Origin of the sequence: Glycomyces sambucus (assembly GCF_900102815.1) — a bacterium.
Classification (GTDB): domain Bacteria; phylum Actinomycetota; class Actinomycetes; order Mycobacteriales; family Micromonosporaceae; genus Glycomyces; species Glycomyces sambucus.
Genome location: NZ_FNGF01000003.1, coordinates 530,375 through 550,031, shown reverse-complemented (window position 1 = coordinate 550,031; position 19,657 = coordinate 530,375). Strand labels below are relative to the sequence as shown.

Annotated in this window: 14 protein-coding genes; 10 read left to right on the top strand and 4 right to left on the bottom strand. The window is 72.9% G+C overall.

All coding sequences use genetic code 11. The features are described 5' to 3' along the window. Positions 1-103 precede the first annotated feature (103 nt). The 6 genes from sepH (at position 104) to dacB (ending at position 10,159) form a co-directional block, all read left to right on the top strand. Complete coding sequence (gene sepH, locus BLS99_RS12140) at positions 104-1,123, top strand: septation protein SepH (RefSeq protein WP_091049684.1); 1,020 nt, start codon at positions 104-106, stop codon at positions 1,121-1,123. A gap of 451 nt (positions 1,124-1,574) precedes the next feature. Continuing rightward, complete coding sequence (locus tag BLS99_RS12135; protein WP_091049367.1) at positions 1,575-2,837, top strand: MFS transporter; 1,263 nt, start codon at positions 1,575-1,577, stop codon at positions 2,835-2,837. A 445-nt stretch (positions 2,838-3,282) separates the two neighbouring features. Then, positions 3,283-3,945 carry an RNA 2',3'-cyclic phosphodiesterase gene (thpR, locus tag BLS99_RS12130; RefSeq protein ID WP_176953327.1) on the top strand — a complete coding sequence of 221 codons (663 nt, stop codon included), beginning with the start codon at positions 3,283-3,285 and terminating at the stop codon, positions 3,943-3,945. Positions 3,946-4,304: 359 nt separating this feature from the next. Beyond that, on the top strand, positions 4,305-6,224 hold the full coding sequence (locus BLS99_RS12125) for an outer membrane protein assembly factor BamB family protein (RefSeq protein WP_091049360.1): 1,920 nt from the start codon (positions 4,305-4,307) through the stop codon (positions 6,222-6,224). Between the two features lie 259 nt (positions 6,225-6,483). Further along, positions 6,484-8,337 carry a glutamine--fructose-6-phosphate transaminase (isomerizing) gene (glmS, locus tag BLS99_RS12120; protein ID WP_091049356.1) on the top strand — a complete coding sequence of 618 codons (1,854 nt, stop codon included), beginning with the start codon at positions 6,484-6,486 and terminating at the stop codon, positions 8,335-8,337. Positions 8,338-8,590: 253 nt separating this feature from the next. Then, on the top strand, positions 8,591-10,159 hold the full coding sequence (gene dacB / locus BLS99_RS12115; RefSeq protein ID WP_091049353.1) for a D-alanyl-D-alanine carboxypeptidase/D-alanyl-D-alanine endopeptidase: 1,569 nt from the start codon (positions 8,591-8,593) through the stop codon (positions 10,157-10,159). Positions 10,160-10,219: 60 nt separating this feature from the next. Here the strand turns inward: dacB and BLS99_RS12110 are convergent, their stop codons facing one another. After that, a complete protein-coding gene (locus BLS99_RS12110) occupies positions 10,220-11,395 on the bottom strand; it encodes a DUF418 domain-containing protein (RefSeq protein WP_091049352.1) in 1,176 nt (391 codons plus the stop codon). Between the two features lie 81 nt (positions 11,396-11,476). Here BLS99_RS12110 and BLS99_RS12105 point away from each other — a divergent pair, with 81 nt between their 5' ends. The 3 genes from BLS99_RS12105 to BLS99_RS12095 all read left to right on the top strand — a co-directional run bounded on the left by BLS99_RS12105 (position 11,477) and on the right by BLS99_RS12095 (position 14,066). Further along, positions 11,477-12,073 carry a TetR/AcrR family transcriptional regulator gene (locus BLS99_RS12105; RefSeq protein WP_091049349.1) on the top strand — a complete coding sequence of 199 codons (597 nt, stop codon included), beginning with the start codon at positions 11,477-11,479 and terminating at the stop codon, positions 12,071-12,073. 131 nt (positions 12,074-12,204) lie between these two features. After that, positions 12,205-12,576: a holo-ACP synthase gene (locus BLS99_RS12100; protein WP_091049345.1), complete on the top strand. Its 372-nt coding sequence runs from the start codon at positions 12,205-12,207 to the stop codon at positions 12,574-12,576. A 29-nt stretch (positions 12,577-12,605) separates the two neighbouring features. Further along, positions 12,606-14,066, top strand: coding sequence for an NAD(P)H-hydrate dehydratase (locus BLS99_RS12095; protein WP_091049341.1), 1,461 nt, complete (start codon positions 12,606-12,608; stop codon positions 14,064-14,066). 254 nt (positions 14,067-14,320) lie between these two features. Here BLS99_RS12095 and BLS99_RS12090 read toward each other — a convergent pair whose 3' ends face one another. Next, a complete protein-coding gene (locus tag BLS99_RS12090) occupies positions 14,321-14,893 on the bottom strand; it encodes a cysteine dioxygenase (protein ID WP_091049337.1) in 573 nt (190 codons plus the stop codon). A gap of 343 nt (positions 14,894-15,236) precedes the next feature. Here BLS99_RS12090 and BLS99_RS25655 point away from each other — a divergent pair, with 343 nt between their 5' ends. Next, positions 15,237-16,196, top strand: a complete 960-nt coding sequence (locus tag BLS99_RS25655) for a C40 family peptidase (RefSeq protein WP_176953326.1) — start codon at positions 15,237-15,239, stop codon at positions 16,194-16,196. A 61-nt stretch (positions 16,197-16,257) separates the two neighbouring features. Here the strand turns inward: BLS99_RS25655 and BLS99_RS12080 are convergent, their stop codons facing one another. Next, positions 16,258-18,285 (bottom strand): SpoIIE family protein phosphatase, encoded by a 2,028-nt coding sequence (locus BLS99_RS12080; protein WP_091049333.1) that lies wholly within the window; start codon positions 18,283-18,285, stop codon positions 16,258-16,260. Positions 18,286-18,442: 157 nt separating this feature from the next. Further along, positions 18,443-19,414, bottom strand: a complete 972-nt coding sequence (locus BLS99_RS12075; protein WP_091049330.1) for an LPXTG cell wall anchor domain-containing protein — start codon at positions 19,412-19,414, stop codon at positions 18,443-18,445. Positions 19,415-19,657 lie beyond the last annotated feature (243 nt).

The following is a 19,657-nucleotide window of genomic DNA, read 5'->3' as shown; positions in this document are numbered from 1 at the left end:
TCGCGTATAGGCACCCCGCCGGTTGTGGTCCGCCGGTAGGGTTGGGCGTACGCTCGGATGAGCTGGCAATGCGGCGCTGACGAAGACACGAGGGGTGGAAGGCATGAGGCCGGTACGGTTCGTAGCCCTCTCTGAGGACGGTCATGCGCTCGTGCTCGCCGACGAACTCGGCCGCCTGCTGGCCCTCCCGCTCGACGAGCGGGTCGCCGCCGTGGTCGACGTCCCCGAAGCCGGGAACGCCCTGCGCGCCAAGACGGACGCGCCGCCGATCAAGCCGTCGGCCGCGAAGCGCCCGGTGCCGCAGCGCCCCGCCGCCGTCAACCTCTCCCCCCGCGACATCCAGACCCGCATCCGCGCCGGCGAGAGCGCCGAGGACATCGCCGCCTCCGCGCAGGTCGCCGTCGACCGGGTGCTCCGCTACGCCGGGCCGGTCCTCCAGGAGCGCGCCATGCTCGCCCAGGCCGCCCGCCGCTCGCGGCTGGCGACCTCCGAGCGCGGCGAGCGCATGTCCAACGTGGTCGATGTGAAGCTCGGCACGCACGGGGTCGACCCCGAGGCCGTGTCGTGGGACGCGTGGCGCACCGAGGACGGCTCGTGGCTCGTCCAGGCGTCGTGGTCCTCCGGGAAGACGACCGCCCGCGCGCGTTGGAAGCTCGACCGGGCCCGCCAGACCGTGACGCCCGACGACGAGATGGCGCAGTTCCTCTCGACGCCGCTGCCGCAGCAGGTCTCCGGGCCGAAGGACGTGCCGAGCGACCTGGGGATCCGCCCCGGCGACCCGGTGCGGCCCTCGCGCGACCCGATGCACGGGCTGCGCGACGGCGACGACGACGGCCGCCCCGACCCGCTGCGCCGCGACCGACTCCGCGAGGTCCTGGAGCGTCCGCTCGACGACGTCCAGGGGCGCGGGAAGCGGACCTCGCAGCTCGGGCTGCCGGGCACGACCGCGCCGGAGCAGCGGGAGACCCCCGAGGTGCCCTCGCTCGCCGTGCTGCGCCCGAACAAGCGCACCGTGTCCGACGACGACCTGAACGCGCTGCCGCTGGCCGCCGCCGGGTCGAAGCCGCGCAACCAGCTCCCGGGCTGGGACGACGTGCTCTTCGGGACCGCCGGCAAGGACTAGCCCTCGCGGGTCGGATCAGGCGTATCCGGAATTCCGGATATGTCCCTCAAGACGACCCCACTCCTGACCGTATCCGGCGGGTGTGACTGGGCCTGTTCGATATCCGCGATCACTGCTTTCGAGGCGGGGCGCGCCTTCGGGTCCGTCCCGCTTCGGTGTTGGGCGGGGGTTTCCGGGCAGCCCTCATGGCGCGGGAGTCGCTGGGCCCCCGGTCAAAACCCTGGCACGGGGGTGTGACGGTTCGGGCCGGGGCGGGGTGTTCGAAGCGTTGGGGTCGCGGTTCCGGGCGCGGTCGATCGCCCGTCGGGCGGAGTTCTTTCGGTGATGCTTTTCATGGCGGCGAGGCGGGATCCCGAGATGCGGGACGGATCGAGGGTGTTCGCGGGACGGTGGAGAGAAGTCGGTCTCAGTTACTGGCTTGCCGACCGGTAAGTAAATATCATGGAATGCGATGTCTCCGGTCCTCCTCGGCCAGCTGCGCCACACGTTCAGAGCCCTCGCCTACCCCGCCTTCCGGGTGTACGCCTCCGGGCAGCTCGTCGGCACCCTCGCGTTCTGGCTCCAGACCACCGCCGTCTCCTGGCTCGTCCTCGAACTCTCCGGCAACTCCGGGACCGCCCTCGGCTGGACCCTCGCCCTCCAGTTCGGCCCCTACCTCCTCTTCGGCCTCCACGGCGGCAAGATCGCCGACAGCTTCGACAAGCGCCGCGTCCTCCTCCTGTGCTCCCTCGGCTCCGCCACGGTCACCGCCTGCCTCGGCGCCGTCGTCCTCACCGGACACATCGAACTGTGGATGGTCTACGTCGGCATGGCCGCCTTCGGCTCCGTCTCCGTCATCGAAGGCCCCGCCCGCCAGGCGTTCTACTCCGAGATCGTCGATCTCGAAGCGCTCCCCAACGCCGTCGGCCTCGGCAGTGCCATCTTCAACACCAGCCGCATCGCCGGCCCCGCCCTCGCCGGGGTCCTCATCGCCGTGACCTCCACCGGCACCGTCATCATCACGTGCGCCGTGCTCGCGCTCGGCCCGGCCGTCGCCTGCGCGGTCCTGCTGCGCCGCAGCCTCTCCAACCCCGTGCGCCGCCGCGAGGACGCCGGCGGCATCCGCGAGGCCCTGCGCTACGCCGCCGCCCGCCCCGACATCATCGCGGTCCTCGTCGTCTCGCTCCTGGTCTCGGGCTTCACGTTCAACTTCGCGCTCACCCTCTCCATGCTCGCCCGCACCGAGTTCGAGACCGGCGCCGACTCCTACGGCCTGCTCCTGACCGCGCTCGCGGTCGGCGCGCTCGCCGGGTCCCTCGCCTCCGGCCGCCGCTCCGGGCGGCCCACCCTGAACACGATGCTGCTGTCCTCGGGCCTGCTCGGCGTCGGCACCCTCCTCGTCGGCTTCGCCCCGACCCTGTGGGCGTCGATGCTGCTGCTCGCGCCCACCGGCTTCGCGATGGTCTACTACGCCCAGGCCGCGAACCAGCGCGTCCAGATGGGCGTGCGCCCCGACTACCGGGGCCGCGTGCTCAGCCTGTACATGCTCGTCTTCCTCGGCTCCACGGCCGTGTTCGCCCCGGTGGTCGGCTGGGTCATGGAGGAGTTCGGCGCCCGCTCGGGCCTGTGGCTCGGCGGCATCGTCGCCATCGTCACGCCGGTCGCCGTCATGCTCGCCAAGCGCTCGCAGATGCGCCGCCGCACGACGGTCATCACCGGCAAGGCCATGCCCTAGCTTGATCCGGGGCCGGGGCCGGGGCCGGGGCCGGGGCCGGGGCCGATCCCTCGGCCGAGGTCCCGTTGGTACCGGAGGCGCGAGTCGCGCCGGCGGTCCCTGTCGCACCCGTGCCCTATGGTGGGGTGCGGAGCCTCCACAAGGGCGCCCTCGGCGTATATCCGTTATTCCCAAGGAATGAACCGCGCTCGCACGCGGATTCCCTTGTGCTGCCCGACTTCTCCGCAATCGCCCCGAACCTCCTGCGGCTCTGGGGTCCCAGGAGTGCACAGGCGCGTTACTTCCACGAAATTACTGTCCCGTCCAATGGGATTTCACTGAATGAACGTCGGCGGTTGCTGCGAGGATAGGCACATCGTGACAGCCCTCGACCACGTCGCGTCGACACACCTTTCGGCGCAGGCGCGGGTCACCGATCCCGAGTAGAGCCCCTGGAGGGAATCCAGTGAGTGCCTCCGCCACCGCGACCCCACCGGTCGCAACCCAGGTACGGACCGAGCGGCTCTTCGCCGCGCTCCCGCTTCCCGACAACGCCGTCGCCGATCTCGCCGAAGTCGTCTCCGACCTCAACATCGCGCGGCGCGGCGCCCCCAGCCGCCCCGGCGCCACGGGCCGCAGGCCCGCTACCGGCCGCCTGGTCCGCTCGGAGAACTGGCACCTCACGCTCGCCTTCCTCGGCGACGTCCCCGAATCGCGCTGCGCCGAGACCGCCGAGGTCATCGCCGCCGCCGCCCGCGAGGCCGCACCGATGCGGCTGTGCGTCTCGGGCGGCGGGCGCTTCGGACGCGGCCGCTACTCGGTGGTCTACGCGGGGCTCGACGGCGACGTCGCCGCCCTCGTCGACCTGGTCCACAGCATCCGCGCCGGCCTCCTCGCCGGGAACCTGCCCGTCGACCAGAAGCAGTACCGCCCCCACGTGACCCTCGCCCGCCCCGGCGACCGCGTCACCAACCAGCAGGCCGCGCAGGACCTGCTCACCCTCCGCCGCTACTACGGCCCGAGCTGGACCGCGAACGAGCTCGTCCTCTACCGGTCCGACTTTGGGAAGGGCCCCGTCGGCGCCCAGCCCAAGTACACCCCCGTCGCCTCCGCGCCCCTCGGCGGCTGACACCGGCCTGCGGCAGCCCGCGGCCCCTCCCACGGCCCGGGCTGCCGCACCCCTGTACGCGAGACGCCCTCACCGGCCACCCGGCGCGCTGACCGTCGCGTCCGGTCCGGGCTTCCGCACTTCCTTACCTGGGACATCCTCACCGGGGGAACCGCCGCACCCCTGTACGTGAGGCACACTCACCCGCGGCCCGCTCCACCGATCCCCGCGTCCAGCCCGGACTGTCGTACCCCCGTGTCAGGGTTTTGACCGGGGGCCCGCGGCACCGATCGCCATAGCTGCTGCCCTCGACACGGAAACCCGCTCGCGATCTGTGCGAAAGCCCGGATCGCAGGGCCGGTGACCGGTAGAAAGAGGGCATGTCCCACAACGCTTCCGGCACCGGCCGCCACCGCACCGACGCGGCCCCGCCCCGCGCGGCCAAGGCCGGGCGCCCGCTCGCCCGCGTCTTCCTCCGCGCCGCCGGGATCACCGCCCTCGCCTGCTGGGCCGTCCTCATCGTCTGGGCGTCGTTCGGGACCGGCGCCGGGACCGGGTCCTCCGGCGTCTACATGATCATCGGCACCGTCGCCTCCGTGCTCATCGCCGCTGCGGTCATCGCCACCGCCGCCGCCCACACCGGACTGCGCATCATCATCGCCGCGCTCGCCACCGCCGTCTTCGCCGCGGCCGCCGGCTGGGCCGTCTACACCTCCATGCCTGAGGCCGGCCCCGGCCAGTTCATCACCCACCGCGCCGGCGTCGCCGCCCTCGCCTACGGCTTCGGCGTCCTCGGCGGCGGGCTCCTCGCCCTCTCCGAGTTCGTCGTCGAAGGCTACGCGGGCGGGCGCACCCGGCCCCCGAGGTCGATGCGCCGCAAGGTCGGCGTGTTCGCCGTGGCCGTCGTCGTCCTCCTCGCCGCCGCGCTCGCCCCCGCCATGCAGCGCTGGGCGGAGCTCGCCAACCAGGACGTGCGCGTCGGCGACGCGGCCGCCGCCGAGGAGACCGGCCTCGACGGCCTCGCCGCCCTCTCAGGCGTCGAGCGCTTCACCGACACCCCCTTCGGACTCCTGCGCACCGACCACCCCACCGCCCCGACCCCGCAGGCCGTCACCATGCTCGACCCCGCCACCGGCGCCGCCGTCTGGTACCACCGCCGCTGGAACTGGCTCGCCTCCCAGTCCCCCGTCCTTTCCCACGCCCAGGACCTCGTCGCCCTCACCGGCCCCCGCGCCGACGACCGCGACGACTTCCAGACCCGCGTCCTGCGCTCCCGCGACGGCGAGGAGGTCGCCACCGCGAGCTTCGACGGCACGCCCGGGACCCTCCTCGCCCTCGCCGACGACCGCCTCCTCTACGCCGAGGACGGCAGCGAGGTCTTCCACGTCTACGACTTCGGCGGCGACCTGCTCTGGGACGCCGAGATGCCCCCCGGCTGCGAGGGCACCGCCGCCCAGGTCGCCGGCGAGCGCGTCGTGCTCCTCGCCGACTGCGTGCCCGCCCCGGACCGGTCCGTCGCCCGCGACTACGTGCTCGCCTTCGACCTCGACGACGGCGCCGCCGCGTGGGAGCGGGAGGTCGACACCGACGCGGAGGTCGTGCCCGACTCGTTCCTCGTCTCCGGCGACACGGTCCTCATCGACAGCCGTGTGGAGGACCGGGTCACGGACGGGCCGTTCTCGGCCCGCCGCTTCGAGCACAAGCTCCTCGCGTACGCCGTGGCGGACGGGGACATCAGCTGGCGCATGTCGGGCCAGTCGTTCGGCTCCACGAACTCCTCGGCGTGCGGCGGGACCCTGCACCTGTCGCAGCCGACCGGCGCGCCCGCGGCGGGGATCGCGGCCGGGGGCGACTCGCGCGCCGACGTGCCGGTGGCCGAGCGGCGGACCGTGCAGATCATCGAGTGCTACACGGCGAAGGACCGCGAGGGCTCCTGGCTGGGCGTGAAGTCGTACGACGCGGACTCGGGCGACAAGCTGTACCGGGCGCAGGTGCGCCTGGGGTACACGCCGCTGGACCCGGAGGTCGCGCGCGGCTGGGGGACGGTCCTGCCGGACAACCGGGCGCTGCTCGCCGCGGACCAGTCGCTGGACCCGACCGCGCCGGACTGCCGCCTCTACGAGGTGTCGGCGGGCGACGTGCGGCAGATCGAGCTCCCGGGCACGGTCCCCGTGGACGGCGAGTCGCCGGTGGTGCCCGCGAACTGGTGCCACGACGCGCAGCTCAGCGCGGCCGGTACCGGTGGTGCGGTGAGTTACGTGAACGCGGACGGGGCGCGCGGCATCGCCGTGGTTCCGTAGCCGCAGGTCCGAAGTCGCGGTCCCGTAGCCGCAGTCCGGTAGCCGTCATCCCGGAGCAGTGGTCCCGGAGCCGTGCTTCGTAGCCGTGGTTCGTAGGCACAGCCCCGTGACCGGTGCGGTGAACTCGCGGGGCCGCGGCCCCAACGGTGCGTGACCGTGCGGTGAACGCCGGGCGAACCCGGCCAATGATCAAACGGTGTGATCGATTCACGCTGATCCGCGCATGAGTGATGCGCGAAACTGCGGTAGTGTTTCTCGCATGTGTGGAATCGTTGGATACGTCGGCCGCCGCAGCGCCGTCGACGTCGTGCTCGACGGCCTGCGCCGTCTCGAATACCGCGGCTACGACTCCGCGGGCATCGCGCTGGTGTCGGCCGACGGCCGCATCGAGGTCGACAAGCGCGCCGGCAAGCTCGCGAACCTCGAAGCGGCCCTCGCCGACCACCCGCTCCCCGAGTCCACCTGCGGCATCGGGCACACCCGCTGGGCGACCCACGGCGTCCCCTCCGACCGCAACGCGCACCCCCACCGCTCGGCCGACGGCCGGGTCTCCCTGATCCACAACGGCATCATCGAGAACTTCGGGCAGCTCCGCGCCGAGCTCGAAGCGGACGGGATCGAGTTCCTCTCCGACACCGACACCGAGGTCGCGGCCCACCTCCTCGGCCGCGAGTACGGCGCAGACGGCGACCTCACCGCCGCCATGGCGCGCGTGTGCCGCCGCCTCGAAGGCGCGTTCACGCTCCTCGCGGTCGCCGCCGACGACCCGGACACGGTCGTGGGCGCCCGCCGCAACTCCCCGCTCGTGGTCGGCCTGGGCGAGGGCGAGTACTTCCTGGGCTCCGACGTGGCGGCGTTCATCGCCTACACGACCGAGGCGATCGAGCTGGGCCAGGACCAGATCGTGACCATCAACCGCGACGGGGTCGCGGTGAGCGGCTTCGACGGCGCCCCCTCCGAGGGCAAGCCGTTCAGCGTCGACTGGGACATCGCGGCCGCCGAGAAGGGCGGCTTCGACACGTTCATGGCCAAGGAGATCCACGAGCAGCCGCAGGCGGTCGCCGACACGCTGCGCGGGCGCATCGACGAGCAGGGGCAGATCGTCCTCGACGAGGTGCGCATGTCCGACCAGGACTTCCGCGACATCGACAAGGTCTTCATCGTCGCGTGCGGCACCTCGTACCACGCGGGGCTGGTCACGAAGTACGCGATCGAGCACTGGACGCGCATCCCGTGCGAGGTCGAGCTCGCGAGCGAGTTCCGCTACCGCGACCCGGTCCTCGACCGGTCCACGCTGGTCGTGGCGATCTCGCAGTCGGGCGAGACCATGGACACGCTCATGGCGGTGCGGCACGCGAAGGACCAGAAGGCCCGGGTGCTCTCGATCTCCAACACGGTCGGCTCGACGATCCCGCGCGAGTCCGACGCGGTGCTGTACACGCGCGCCGGGATCGAGGTCGCGGTGGCGTCGACGAAGGCGTTCCTGACGCAGCTCGCGGCCTGCTACCTGGTGGGCCTGCACCTCGCGCAGGTGCGCGGCATCAAGTACGCCGACGAGGTGTCGGCGATCCTCGACGAGCTCGTGGCGGCGCCCGGGAAGATCGCGAAGGTCATCGAGAACCTCGACCCGGTCCGCGAGATGGCGCGCGAGTGCGCGGCGAGCGGCGAGCGCGTGCTGTTCATCGGCCGCCACGTCGGCTACCCGGTGGCGCTCGAAGGCGCGCTGAAGCTGAAGGAGCTCGCGTACCTGCACGCGGAGGGCTTCGCGGCGGGCGAGCTGAAGCACGGCCCGATCTCCCTGATCGAGGCGGGCACGCCGGTCGTCGCGATCGTGCCGAGCCCGCGCGGGCGCTCGCTCCTGCACGACAAGATCATCTCCAACATCCAGGAGGTGAAGGCGCGCGGCGCGAAGGTGATCGCGGTGTGCGAGGAGGGCGACAAGATCACGGCCGTCCACGCGGACTTCGTGATCGAGACGCCCGCGTCGCCGACCCTGCTGGCGCCGCTGCTGACTGCCGTCCCGCTCCAGGAGTTCGCGGCCGAGCTGGCGACGGCCCTGGGCCGCGACATCGACCAGCCGCGGAACCTCGCGAAGTCGGTCACGGTCGAATAGGGCACGGTCGAATAAGGCACGGTCGAATAAGGCACGGTCGAAAGAGCGCACGGACGAAAGAGCAGAGTCGAATAGGGACCTTCCGGTCCGGGGCCGCCTGCGGGCGCCCCGGGCCGGTTCCGTTCCCGGGCGGGCCGGGCACCGCACGAGTACCTACGCTTCTCATGCCCGATTCGGTTGCCTCGCAACAGGGCGATATCCGGCACCTTGCGCAGAACCCTGCAAAAGCCGTGCAGTCGCTAGACTCACGCCTGTGAAACGACGCACCCTCATTTCGGGCGCGGCGGCCGTCACCGCCGCCGGCGCCATGATCATCGCGGCCACCACCGTCGCGCAAGCAGAGGAGACCGGGAACGAGGCGCTCGCCGCCGCGATCGACGCGATCCTCCAGGACCCCAAGGTCACCGACTCCCAGGCGAGCATCATCGTCAAGGACGCCGCCACCGGAGAGGTCGTGTACGACCACCACGGCAACCAGCGGGCGATCCCCGCCTCGAACAACAAGCTGTCCACCGTCGCGGGAGCCCTCGAGGTCCTCGGCGAGGACTTCACCTTCACCACCGACGTCGTCGCCGACGCGCCCGTCGACGGGACCGTCTCCGGCGACCTGTACCTGCGCGGCAGCGGCGACCCGTCGATGCTGGCGGCCGACTACCGCTCGCTCGCCGACCAGCTCGTCGAAGCCGGTGTCACCACTGTGGACGGCGACCTGGTCGCGGACGACACCGCGTTCGACGCGGCCCGCCACGGCGACGTGTGGTCCTGGAGCGACGTCATGAGCTCGGCCGGCGCCGAGATCAGCGCCCTCACCATCGGCTCCGGCAGCGACCATCTGGCCGGGACCGTCCGCGTGTACGTGCGGCCCGGCGCGACCGCCGGGAGCCCCGCGGTGATCGAGACCGTCCCCGAGACCGACTATGTGACGGTCGAGTCCACCGCCACCACGGGCACTTCCACGAACGTGCAGTTCAGCCGTGACGAGCACGCCAACACGATCCGCGTCAGCGGGACCGTCGCCGCCGGGTCCTCCGGCACCTACGGCACCCGCGCGGTCATCGACCCGACCGGGCTCGCCGCCGACGTCTTTGCCGACGCGCTCGACGCCGCGGGCATCGACCTCCTCGGCGACGTGCGCCTGCACGAGGAGACCCCGCAGGGCGGGGAGTCCCTCGCCTCGCACTCGTCCGCCACGCTCGCCGACCTGACCGACGACCTCATGAAGCCCTCGAACAACTTGTACGCCGAAGCGTTCTTCAAGGCCGCGGGGCTCGCGCAGACCGGGCTGGGGACCTTCGCGTCCGGCAAGGCCGCGATCTACAGCGGGATCGAGGAGTACGGCGTCAACACCGGTCCGATCCGCCAGGTCGACGGCTCCGGCATGTCCCGCTGGGACGAGCTGACCCCCGACATGCTCACCGACCTGCTCATCGGCGCCCAGGACGCCCCCTGGTTCGACACCTACCACGACTCGCTCCCGGTCGCCTGCGTCGACGGGACCCTCCTCAGCCGCATGTGCGGCACGGAGGCGGCGGGGAACGTCCGGGCCAAGACCGGTTCGCTCACCTCCGTCTCGGCGCTCTCTGGCTTCGTCACCGACGCGGACGGGCGCGAACTGGTGTTCAGCGTCATGTTCAACGACTTCCTGACCAGCAACATCAAGGGCCTGGAGGACCAGATCGCGGTCGTCCTCGCCTCCTACAGCGCCGACACCACCGAGTCGGAGTTCGCGACGTTCGCGGCCGAGGCCGAGGAGATCGCCGAGCCCGCCGAGGAGCTCCCCGCGGACTGGGAGTGCTCCTGGTACGAGCCGAGCATCTGCTAACACATTGCACCGCAACGTGAACGGGCCCGGCCGCAGCAGCGGCCGGGCCCGTCCCGCTTCCTACGCGCGGCCGTACGTGAGGCGGCGCAGCAGCACCTCGAACGGGCCCCGCACCCCGGCGCGGGCCATCCACGCCGCCAGCGCCACCGTCGCGGCCCACACCAGGACCGCGATGCCGGAAGCCGCCGCGTCGCCGAGGGTCGCGCCGAGGTTCCCCGCGTAGGGGACGAAGAGTGCGGTGAACGCGACCGACTGGAGCAGGTAGCAGGTGAGCGACCGCTGCCCGCACGCCGCGAGGGCCCGCGTCAGGGGCCCCGCGGCCCGGTGTCCATGCGCGTTGCGGGCGGCGACGAGGGCCACGAGCGCGGCGAGGCCGAGCCCGGTGCCGAGGCCGGTGAGCGAGTGGAGGACGTACGCCGCGATGGCGACCGGTCCTTCCGCGTGCCACAGCCGCGTGTCGGCGAGCATGAGCGGCAGGCCGCCGGCAACGCCGGCCGCGATGCCCCACAGGGCGGTGCGCCGCAGCAGCGGCAGGTGCCGGGAGGGCTCGTCGAGGATGCGGCGGCGCGCGGCCCAGATGCCGATCGCGAAGGCGGGCACGACGTCGACGACGTAGAACGTGGGGGTCAGGGCCGACCAGACGAGGAGGCGCGCGGCGGCGGCCTCGACCGGGTCGGCGACGAGGGTCGGGGAGGCGTTCTCGTGCCCGGCGGCCTCGGCCGAGAATCCGGCGGCGATGACGACGAGCACGTGGAAGGCGAGCACGATCCCGGTGGTGCGCAGCAGGGTCCGGTCCTTCGCGGCGAGGAGTCCGGTGAAGACGAGGCCGATGAACCCGTAGGCGGCGAGGATGTCGCCGAAGAACAGGAGGGCGGCGTGCGCGAACCCGAAGGCGATCAGCCACCACGAGCGGCGGCGCACGAGGCGCCGGGCCCGGGGCCAGTCGGCGCCGGAGCGCATGCGGCGGTCGACGAGGCGGGCGAGGCCGTAGCCGAACAGGCCGGCGAACATGGGCAGGGCCCGGCCGTCTACGAACAGGACCTGGAGGCCGGCGGCGACGCGGTCGAGGGCGGTGCCGTCGACGGCGTAGCCGCGGAAGCCGGTGGTCTCGTGCGCGAGGAACATGTGGGCGTGGGCGAGGGCGATGAAGAGGAGCATCGCGCCCCTGGCCAGGTCGGGTGCGAGCGAGCGCTCGGCGACGGGGGTGCTCATAATGGCGGGCGGGGAGAGTGACATCGCGGCTCCACGAGTTTTAGGTACAAGGGTGTATCTAAAACGATAAGATACAAGACTGTAGCTAACGCATGGGGGTGGCGCATGGCCGAAGGCCGGACACGACGGCGCGGCAAGGACCTGCTCGACGCCATCCACACCGCCGCCGTCGAGGAGGCCGCCGCCTCCGGCCCCGGACGGCTCACCATGGACGCCATCGCCAAGCGCGCCGCCACCGCCCGCACCACCCTCTACCGCCGCTGGTCCGACCCCGTCGACCTCCTCCTCGACGCCCTCGCCGCCCTCCACCCCGTCGAGCAGCCCGCCCCCGGCGCCGACGACCTCCGCGGCGACCTCATCGCCTCCCTGCGCCTCATGGTCGACTGGGGCTTCAGCCCCGCCGGCCGCGCCGTCATGGCCCTCCTCGCCGACCCCGCCCGCGACCCCGCCGTCGTCGAAGCGCTCTGGGAGCGCGTCTTCGACCGCCGCGGCGGCACCTTCACCCAGACCGTCCTGCGCCACTACGCCGCCAACGGGATCGTCGACCCCGACCGCCTCACCCCCGTCGTCCTCGACATCGGCGAGGCCATGGTCGCCAAGCGCATCCTCGACACCGGCGAGGCGCCCGACGACGACTACCTCGCCGCCGTCGTGGACCAGGCCATCCTCCCCGCCCTCGCACTGCCGCACCGGGATCGCTGACACCGAACGGCCCCATCCCATCACGCACCGTCCACACCCGGCACTGACCGGCCGGCGGGCAGAACACCACGCTCGCGGATGAACCCGCCCGAACAGGGGCGGGACGCCCGATCCCGTGGCACTCTTGACGGGTGATCGTCGCCGTGGGCATAGACGTCGTGGCCGTGGACCGGTTCGAGCGCGTACTCGAACGGACCCCGCACGTCGCCGACAAGCTCTTCACCGAGGCCGAGCGCAGCGCCCCCGACGGGCGCCGACGCCGCACCGAGTCCCTCGCCGCCCGCTTCGCCGCCAAGGAGGCCGTGGCCAAGGCCCTCGGCGCCCCCGGCGGGATGCGCTGGGCCGACTGCCAAGTGCTCTCCGAACCGGACGGGCGCCCGTCCCTGGAGATCACCGGATCCGTGGCGGCCGCCGCCGCCCAGCGTGGCGTCTCGCGCTGGCACGTCTCGCTGTCGCATGATGGCGGTATCGCGACAGCGGTGGTGATCGCGGAGACGGCCTGAGGCCGACGAGGTTCCGGAGAGGAACAGCCATGGACGGTGCATGGTCAGCAGCGGCGGTCCGCCGCGCGGAAGCCCAGCTCATGGCGACGCTCCCGCCGGGGACCCTCATGCAGCGCGCCGCGGCCGGCCTCGCCGCCGAGTGCGCCTCGATCCTCAAGGCGCGCAGGGCGACGCGCACCGACCGCGCCGGGGTCTACGGCGCCGCGGTGACCGTCCTGGCCGGACCCGGCGACAACGGCGGCGACGCGCTCTTCGCCGCCGCCCGCCTCGCACAGCGCGGCGCCCGCGTCTTCGCCGTCCCCGTCATGGGCGACCGGGTCCACCCCGTCGCCGCCGCGGCCCTCACCCGCGCGGGCGGGCGCCTCGTCGCCCGGCCCCCGAAGCACTGCGACCTGCTCCTCGACGGCGTCCTCGGCATCGGCGGGCGCCCCGGGCTCCCCGGCCGCGCCATCGACCAGCTCGCGTGGATCGACGCCGACACGATCGTGGCCGTCGACGTGCCGTCCGGAGTCGACGTCGACACCGGGGCCGTCCCGGCGAGCGCCGTCACCGCCGACGTCACCGTCGCGTTCGGCTCCCGCAAGCCCTGCCACGTCCTCGGGCGCGCCGCCCTCCTCACCGGCCGGCTCGTGCTCGTCGACATCGGCCTCGGACCGCACCTCGACCCGCACCCGGCCGTGCGCGTCGCCGCCGAAGCGGACCTCGCCGCGTGGTGGCACCGGCCCGGCCCCGACGACGACAAGTACACGCGCGGCGTCGTCGGCGTCGCCGCCGGCTCCGAGCGGTACCCCGGGGCGGCCGTGCTCGCCACGAGCGGCGCCCTCGCCGGGCCCGCCGGGTACGTGCGGTACGCGGGCACCGCCGCCGACTACGTGCGCCGCGCCCACCCCGAGGTGGTGTGCACCCCGACGGTGAAGGAGGCCGGGCGCGTCCAGGCGTGGCTCGCCGGGCCCGGGTTCGGGACCGACGAGGCCGCGCTCGGGGAGCTGCGGGCGGCCCTGGTCTCCCCCGCGCCGGTCGTCCTCGACGCCGACGCCCTGACGCTCATCGGCGAGTTCCCGTCGGTGCTCTCGCAGCGCGAGGCGCCGGTGGTCCTGACACCGCACGACCGCGAGTACGAGCGGCTGTACGGGTCGCCGCCGAGCGAGGACCGCGGCGCGGCCGCGGCGGCGCTCGCCAAGCGGCTCAACTGCACCGTGCTCCTGAAAGGCCACCACACGGTCGTCGCCGGGAGCGACGGGGCGGTGTGGGCGAACCCGACCGGGCGGCCGCAGCTCGCGACCGCGGGCTCGGGCGACGTCCTCGCGGGGTTCATGGCCTCGCTCCTGGCGTCCGGGATGGACGCCGTGCGGGCCGCGGTCGCGGCGGCCTTCCTCCACGGCCGCGCCGGCGGGATCGCCGCGCGGGAGCACCGGACCGTGACCGCCTCCGACGTCGCACGGGCGCTGCCCGAAGCGGTCGGCGCGGCACTGGGCGCCGCCCCCGAGTGAGCCGGGGCGTAAGCCCGCGCGGCGCAGGTTGACGCGGTCCTCGAACCGGAGGCTTTCTGGGGTGTAAGCCCGCGCGGGGGAATCGTTAGCGGCCGCGAGGATGTCGGTCCCGCGAGGGAGGCTTGAGTATCGGGGGGACTCGCGTCCCCCTCCATGGGGTGTGCCCTGCGCCGGTGTGCTGTGCAGGCGCCGCCGGTCCTCGCCCGGAGCGTCGTCCTGGCGTTGCCGATCCTCGCCGGGGGGTCGTCCGGGCGTTACCAGTCCTCGCCGGCGCGCTTGATCCGGGACGGGGCCAGGCCGGTCTCGTCGAGCAGGTAGGTGCGCATCGCCTCCAGGCCGGGCGAGTAGACGTGGAGGCTGACGGCGGGGGCGCCGGAGTCGTTGCGCATGCCGTGGACGGTGCGGTCGTCGACCGCCGAGACGTCCCCGGCGGCGAGCGCCTTGCGGTGCAGGCCGGGGAAGTCGCCGGGGGTGACGGTGAACTCGGTGAGGCGCCCGGAGACGACCGCGACGGCGGCCGCGGCGGGGCGGGCGACGCCGCCGTGGTCGTGGAGTTCGGTGCCCTGGCCGGGGAGCCAAGCGAGGAGCCACGCCTCGTGGTCGGGTCCGGCGAGGACCAGGCGGGCCCAGCGGCTGCCCTTGGTGAAGCGCGGGCGGAGGGTGAGGTTCGCGGCGTAGAAGCCCGCGAGCGCTTCGAGGCGGCCGGTGCTGAGACGGGCCGAGCCGAGACGGGCGGCGTCGAGGCGAGCCGAGTCGAGACGGCCCGAGTCGGGGCGCGCGGCTTCGCGGCGGGCGGGTGCGGCGGGGATCACGGCTGACGTGCGCATGGATGCGGATGACCTTCGGTGCGTCGGAACGGTTGTCGGTGGCTGGGCGCGCCGAACCGCCGGTGGCGGGTCAGCGCTGGTGACAGCGGCGACAGGAACGCGACGGGAAGGTCATGGCGGTCATCCTACCAACTCCCAGGCAACTCACAGGAGCGACACACCAACGGTGGAAGCGTCGCTACGCTGCGAATTTGTCACGACCGGGGCCTACCGGAGCGGAAACGCGCGCGCTAGGCTCATGTTCGGCCTCGCGGCGACGTCGTATCGCGCCGGAGCGGGCCCGCCCTCGGAGCAGCCCCGGTACCCATCCCGACCTCCCGAATCCCGAAGGAGCACCCTCCTCGTGAAGCAGTCGTCCGTCCGCCGCAAGTGGACCTCAGCCGCCGTGATCGGCGGCCTCCTCATCTCGTCCGCCGCGTCCGCCCCCGCCTGGGCCCAGCGCGACACCGGCGACGTCAACGACGAGATCGAGGCCACCGACGAGGACCTCGCGGCCGCCGTCGACGAGTACAACCAGCTCTCGCAGGAGATCGAGGACAACGAGCACCTCATCGAGGAGACCCAGGTCTACCTGGAGGACGCCGAGGTCAACCTGAACGCGCTGCGCGACCAGCTCTCCGCGTACATCCAGTCCACCTATGTGGACCAGGGGATCGGCGACGCGGCGATGCTGCTCGACTCGGGCTCCCCCGACGCGTTCGTGGAGCGCCTCGACCGGCTCAACTCCGCGAACCTGTACAACTTCGAGCTGATGGAGGAGCTGCGCGCGGCCTCCGACGAGTACACGACCCAGCTCGAACTGCTCACCGACCTCCAGGCCGACATGGCGACCGACAAGGACGCCCTCGAGACCAAGGCCGACGAGCTGACCGAGCGGATCGACGAGCTCAACGAGGAGTGGCAGACCGTCGCCGGCGACGCCGTCAACGAGTTCGACCTGCCGCACATGACCGACGACCAGCTCGCGGTGGTCAACTTCGCGCTCGCGCAGCGCGGCGACTGGTACGTGTGGGGCGCGGCCGGACCCGACAACTGGGACTGCTCGGGCCTCATCCTCGGCGCCTACGCCGAGATCGGCATCGACCTGCCGCACAACGCCGCCGCCCAGTACAGCCAGACCGCGAGCATCAGCCGCGACGAGCTGGAACCGGGCGACCTGGTGTTCTACAACAACCTGGCGCACGTGGGCATGTACATCGGCAACGGCCTGGTCGTGCACGCCCCGAACTCCTCCACGTACGTGAAGGTCGTCTCGCTCGACCACGGCAACTCGTACTACGGCGCGACCACGATCCTGCACTAGCCGCAGACACCGCAAGGGCCCCGCGAGCGACCTTGCGGGGCCTTTCGCGTGCGCGCCTGCGCTAGACGGGGTCGCAGCGGACGACGAGGATCGCGATGTCGTCGCGAGGCGACTCGGGGGAGAACGCCTCGACCGCCTCCAGGAGCCCGGTGGCGATCTGGCGGGCGCTCTTGCCCGCCGCGCCGCGCACGGCCCGCTCGATGCGCTCGTGGCCGAACATGGCGCTGCCGTCGCGGCGCTCGGTGACGCCGTCGGTGAAGAACACGAGGGCGTCGCCGACGTCGAGGCGGACCTCCTCGGGGTTGACCTTGACGTCGGGGAACAGGCCCACGGCGGTGCCCTCGCGCCCGACCCACTCGACGCCGCCCGCCGCGCGCAGCAGGAGCGGGCGCTCGTGCCCGGACAGGCACAGGGTCGCGTTGACGGCGCCTGACGGCCCGCGGTCGAGCAGGGCCGAGGCGATCGTGGCGTACCGCAGGTCGCCGGGCTGCTCCAGGAGCGTCGCGTTGAGCAGTTCGAGGGCGCGCGGGAGCGGGCGGCCGTCGCGGGCCATGACCCGCAGGACGTCCCGGACGACGCCGGTGACGGCCGCGGCCTGCGCGCCCTTGCCGCACACGTCGCCGATGGCGACCCACAGGCGGTGGTCGGGCAGCTCGGTCGCGTCGTAGAAGTCGCCGCCGACCTCGGTGCCCGCGACCGGGCCCGGCCCGGACCCGGGCAGGCGCCGCGCGGTGGCGGGCAGGTACTCGGCGGCGAAGGACACGCCGGTGACGTCCGGGAGCGACCCGGGCATGAGCGCGGCCTGGAGCTCGTGGGCGACGGCCTGGCGCTCGGCGTGGATGCGGGCGTTGTCGAGCGCGAGCGCCGAGCGCTTCGCGAGGTCGGCGACGACCGCGCGCTCCTCGGAGGAGTGGTGGCGATCGGCGTGGCGGCCGACGGTGAGGACCCCGATCGTGGCGCCGCGCGCCGACAGCGGGACGGCGATGCCGTCGAGGCCGCGCGGGACCGGCAGCTCCATGCCCGTCCACCCGTCGGAGGTGAGCGCGGCCGCGAGCGGCGGCGCGGCGCCCTCCAGGCGCGCCCGCAGGTGCTCCAGCTCGCCCTCTTCGACGTGGGTGAGGGCGGCGAGGCGCAGGCCCGCGCCGTCCCCGGTGAGGTGGACGGCGGCCCAGCGGCCCAGCTGCGGGACGATGAGCTGCGGGATGAGCGCGACCGTGAGGTGCTCTTCGAGGGAGTGCGCGAGGAGCTCCCCGGCCTCGGCGAGGTAGGTGAGCCAGCCGGAGCGGCGCTGCTCGTCGGTGCGCATCCGGTCGATCTGGACCGCGAGCGCGACCCGCTCGGCGACGAGTTCGGCGAGCGGGCGCCAGGAGGGCTTGGGCTCCCCGGCCAGGAGGAGCCGGCCGTTCGCGGGGGCCGTGAGCGGCAGCGCGACCGCGACCGCCGTGGCCGCGACGTCCCCGAACTTGGCGATGACCTGGGTGCCGGTGCCGTCGCCCCCGTCGTACTCGATGGCCCCGCCGTCGGCGCCGGTCGCGTCGTGGCAGCGGGCGAGGAGCTCGGTGACGATCTGGTCGACCGGCAGCCGCGACTGGAGCGCGGGGGCGACCGTGAGGAGCGCGGCGAGCTGGGCGAGGTCGGGCTCGGACTCGGCGCCGCTGAGGTCCGGGAGGGGGCGCGGGGCCGGGGGCTTGTCGGGGTCGCGGTCGATGCGGAACCAGATGGACTTGCCGGTCGCGTCGTGCGTGGTCCCCCACGAGGACGCGAACCGGTCCACCAGCAGCAGGCCGCGCCCGCCCTCGGCGGTGACCTCCGGCATGGCCGCCTCGAGCGGGTCGATGCCGCCGGAGCGGTAGTCGGTGACGGTGACGCGCACGCCGATCGGGTCGGCGGCCACCGTCAGGTTGATGTCGGTGCCGGCGTGGACGACGCCGTTGGTCGCCAGTTCGGTGGTGAGCAGCAGGGTCTCGTCGAGCAGCTCGGTGAGTCCGGCCTCGGCGAGGACCGCGCGGACGGCGGCGCGGGCTGCGGCGGGGGAGCGGTCGTCGGCCGGCAGCCGCAGCCGACGGGCTGCCCTCTCGGGGTACGTCACGGGGCCAGTCTATGCCCGGCCCGCCCCGGCCCGCCGCACCCGCTCGGGCCGGTCTACCTGCCGCTGCGCACGCAACGGCGAAGGCCGCCCCGGCCGGCAACCGACCGGGGCGGCCTCCACTCACCTCGAATACCGCACGCCTTGCGGCGCTAGGGGACTACTCCCAGTTCTCGGCGGCCCTGCGGCGGCGCAGGACCGTGAACACCACGGCGCCCGCGAGCAGCGCGGCGGCGGCGGTGGAGATCATCACGATCGACGAGCCGCCGGTCACCGGCAGGCCCGGCTCCTCGGCGGTGGGGAGGTTGGGGAGGACCAGGTCGGCCTCGAAGTAGAACAGGCCGAACTCGTAGAACCAGTCGCCCTCGGAGCCGCCGGTCTCGACCAGCGCGAACTGGTTGTCCGACTCGAGGTCGTAGAAGCCCTCGCTGAGGGCGTCCTCCAGGCCCGCGGCGTCGACGTCGACCGCGTAGTACGCGGCGGCGTCGTCAGCGTCGACCTCGCCGACGATGTCGTAGTACAGCGGGGTCGCCTCGGACGGGGTGTAGGTCTTCCCGGCCTCGGCCTCGAAGCCGGTCACGATGCAGGTCGCGCCCCACTCCCAGATGGTGCAGTTGTCGTAGTACGGGGCGGCGTACGCGTGGTAGGTGAGGTTCCACGAGCCGTCCGTGATGAGGTCCTCGAGGCTCATCGTGTCGGTGAACACGAGGATCGTCGCGGCGGTCAGCTCGGGGTTCGCGGCCGCCTCCTCGACGTAGAACTCGGGCTGCGCGAGGACGGACTCGCCCTCGTTCGCGCCCTGGAGGAGCTGGTCGAGGTACTGGTAGGACCAGACGTGCTCCCAGCCCTCCTCCTCGCCCTCGTCCTCTTCGGCGGGCAGCTCCCCTGCCGGGACCTCGGCCTCGGGGACCTCTTCGAGGTCCTCGGGGTCCTTCTGCTCCCCGGCCTCGGTGTGCTCCTCTTCGGTGCCGGCTTCCTCCTCGGTGCCCGCGGGCGCCGTCTCGGTGGGGGTGGTGGCGTCGTCGGAGGGGGTCTCCTCCTGCGCGAACGCAGGGGCGCCGGCCGCGAGCGCGAGGGCCGCCGCGGCTCCGGCGGCGGCGAGCCGCACACCGGTCTTGTTGAGGGTGGACATACGTCTCCTATGCGATTCTCATTGGGGGGTGCGGCGTCCTGCTCTTCCGCTGGGGTATTCGCGGGTCCGCGGGATCGCTGCACAGGTATAAACGCGCCTCAGTGGACGACGGTTGCGTGTAACCGTCGCTTTTCTTTCCGTGACTTGTCGTGACCGGATACCACCCCCTGAGTAACCTGCCTTCACGTTTGCCCCCAGGATGTGACAACCTGGAAGGACCGCCTGTCTCCGCAGCTGAGGAAC

Coding starts and splice junctions, on each gene's coding strand:
- sepH (WP_091049684.1), top strand. CDS start 104: ATGAGGCCGGTACGGTTCGTAGCCCTCTCTGAGGACGGTCATGCGCTC.
- BLS99_RS12135 (WP_091049367.1), top strand. CDS start 1,575: ATGTCTCCGGTCCTCCTCGGCCAGCTGCGCCACACGTTCAGAGCCCTC.
- BLS99_RS12125 (WP_091049360.1), top strand. CDS start 4,305: ATGTCCCACAACGCTTCCGGCACCGGCCGCCACCGCACCGACGCGGCC.
- glmS (WP_091049356.1), top strand. CDS start 6,484: ATGTGTGGAATCGTTGGATACGTCGGCCGCCGCAGCGCCGTCGACGTC.
- BLS99_RS12110 (WP_091049352.1), bottom strand. CDS start 11,395: ATGTCACTCTCCCCGCCCGCCATTATGAGCACCCCCGTCGCCGAGCGC.
- BLS99_RS12105 (WP_091049349.1), top strand. CDS start 11,477: ATGGCCGAAGGCCGGACACGACGGCGCGGCAAGGACCTGCTCGACGCC.
- BLS99_RS12095 (WP_091049341.1), top strand. CDS start 12,606: ATGGACGGTGCATGGTCAGCAGCGGCGGTCCGCCGCGCGGAAGCCCAG.
- BLS99_RS12090 (WP_091049337.1), bottom strand. CDS start 14,893: ATGCGCACGTCAGCCGTGATCCCCGCCGCACCCGCCCGCCGCGAAGCC.
- BLS99_RS12075 (WP_091049330.1), bottom strand. CDS start 19,414: ATGTCCACCCTCAACAAGACCGGTGTGCGGCTCGCCGCCGCCGGAGCC.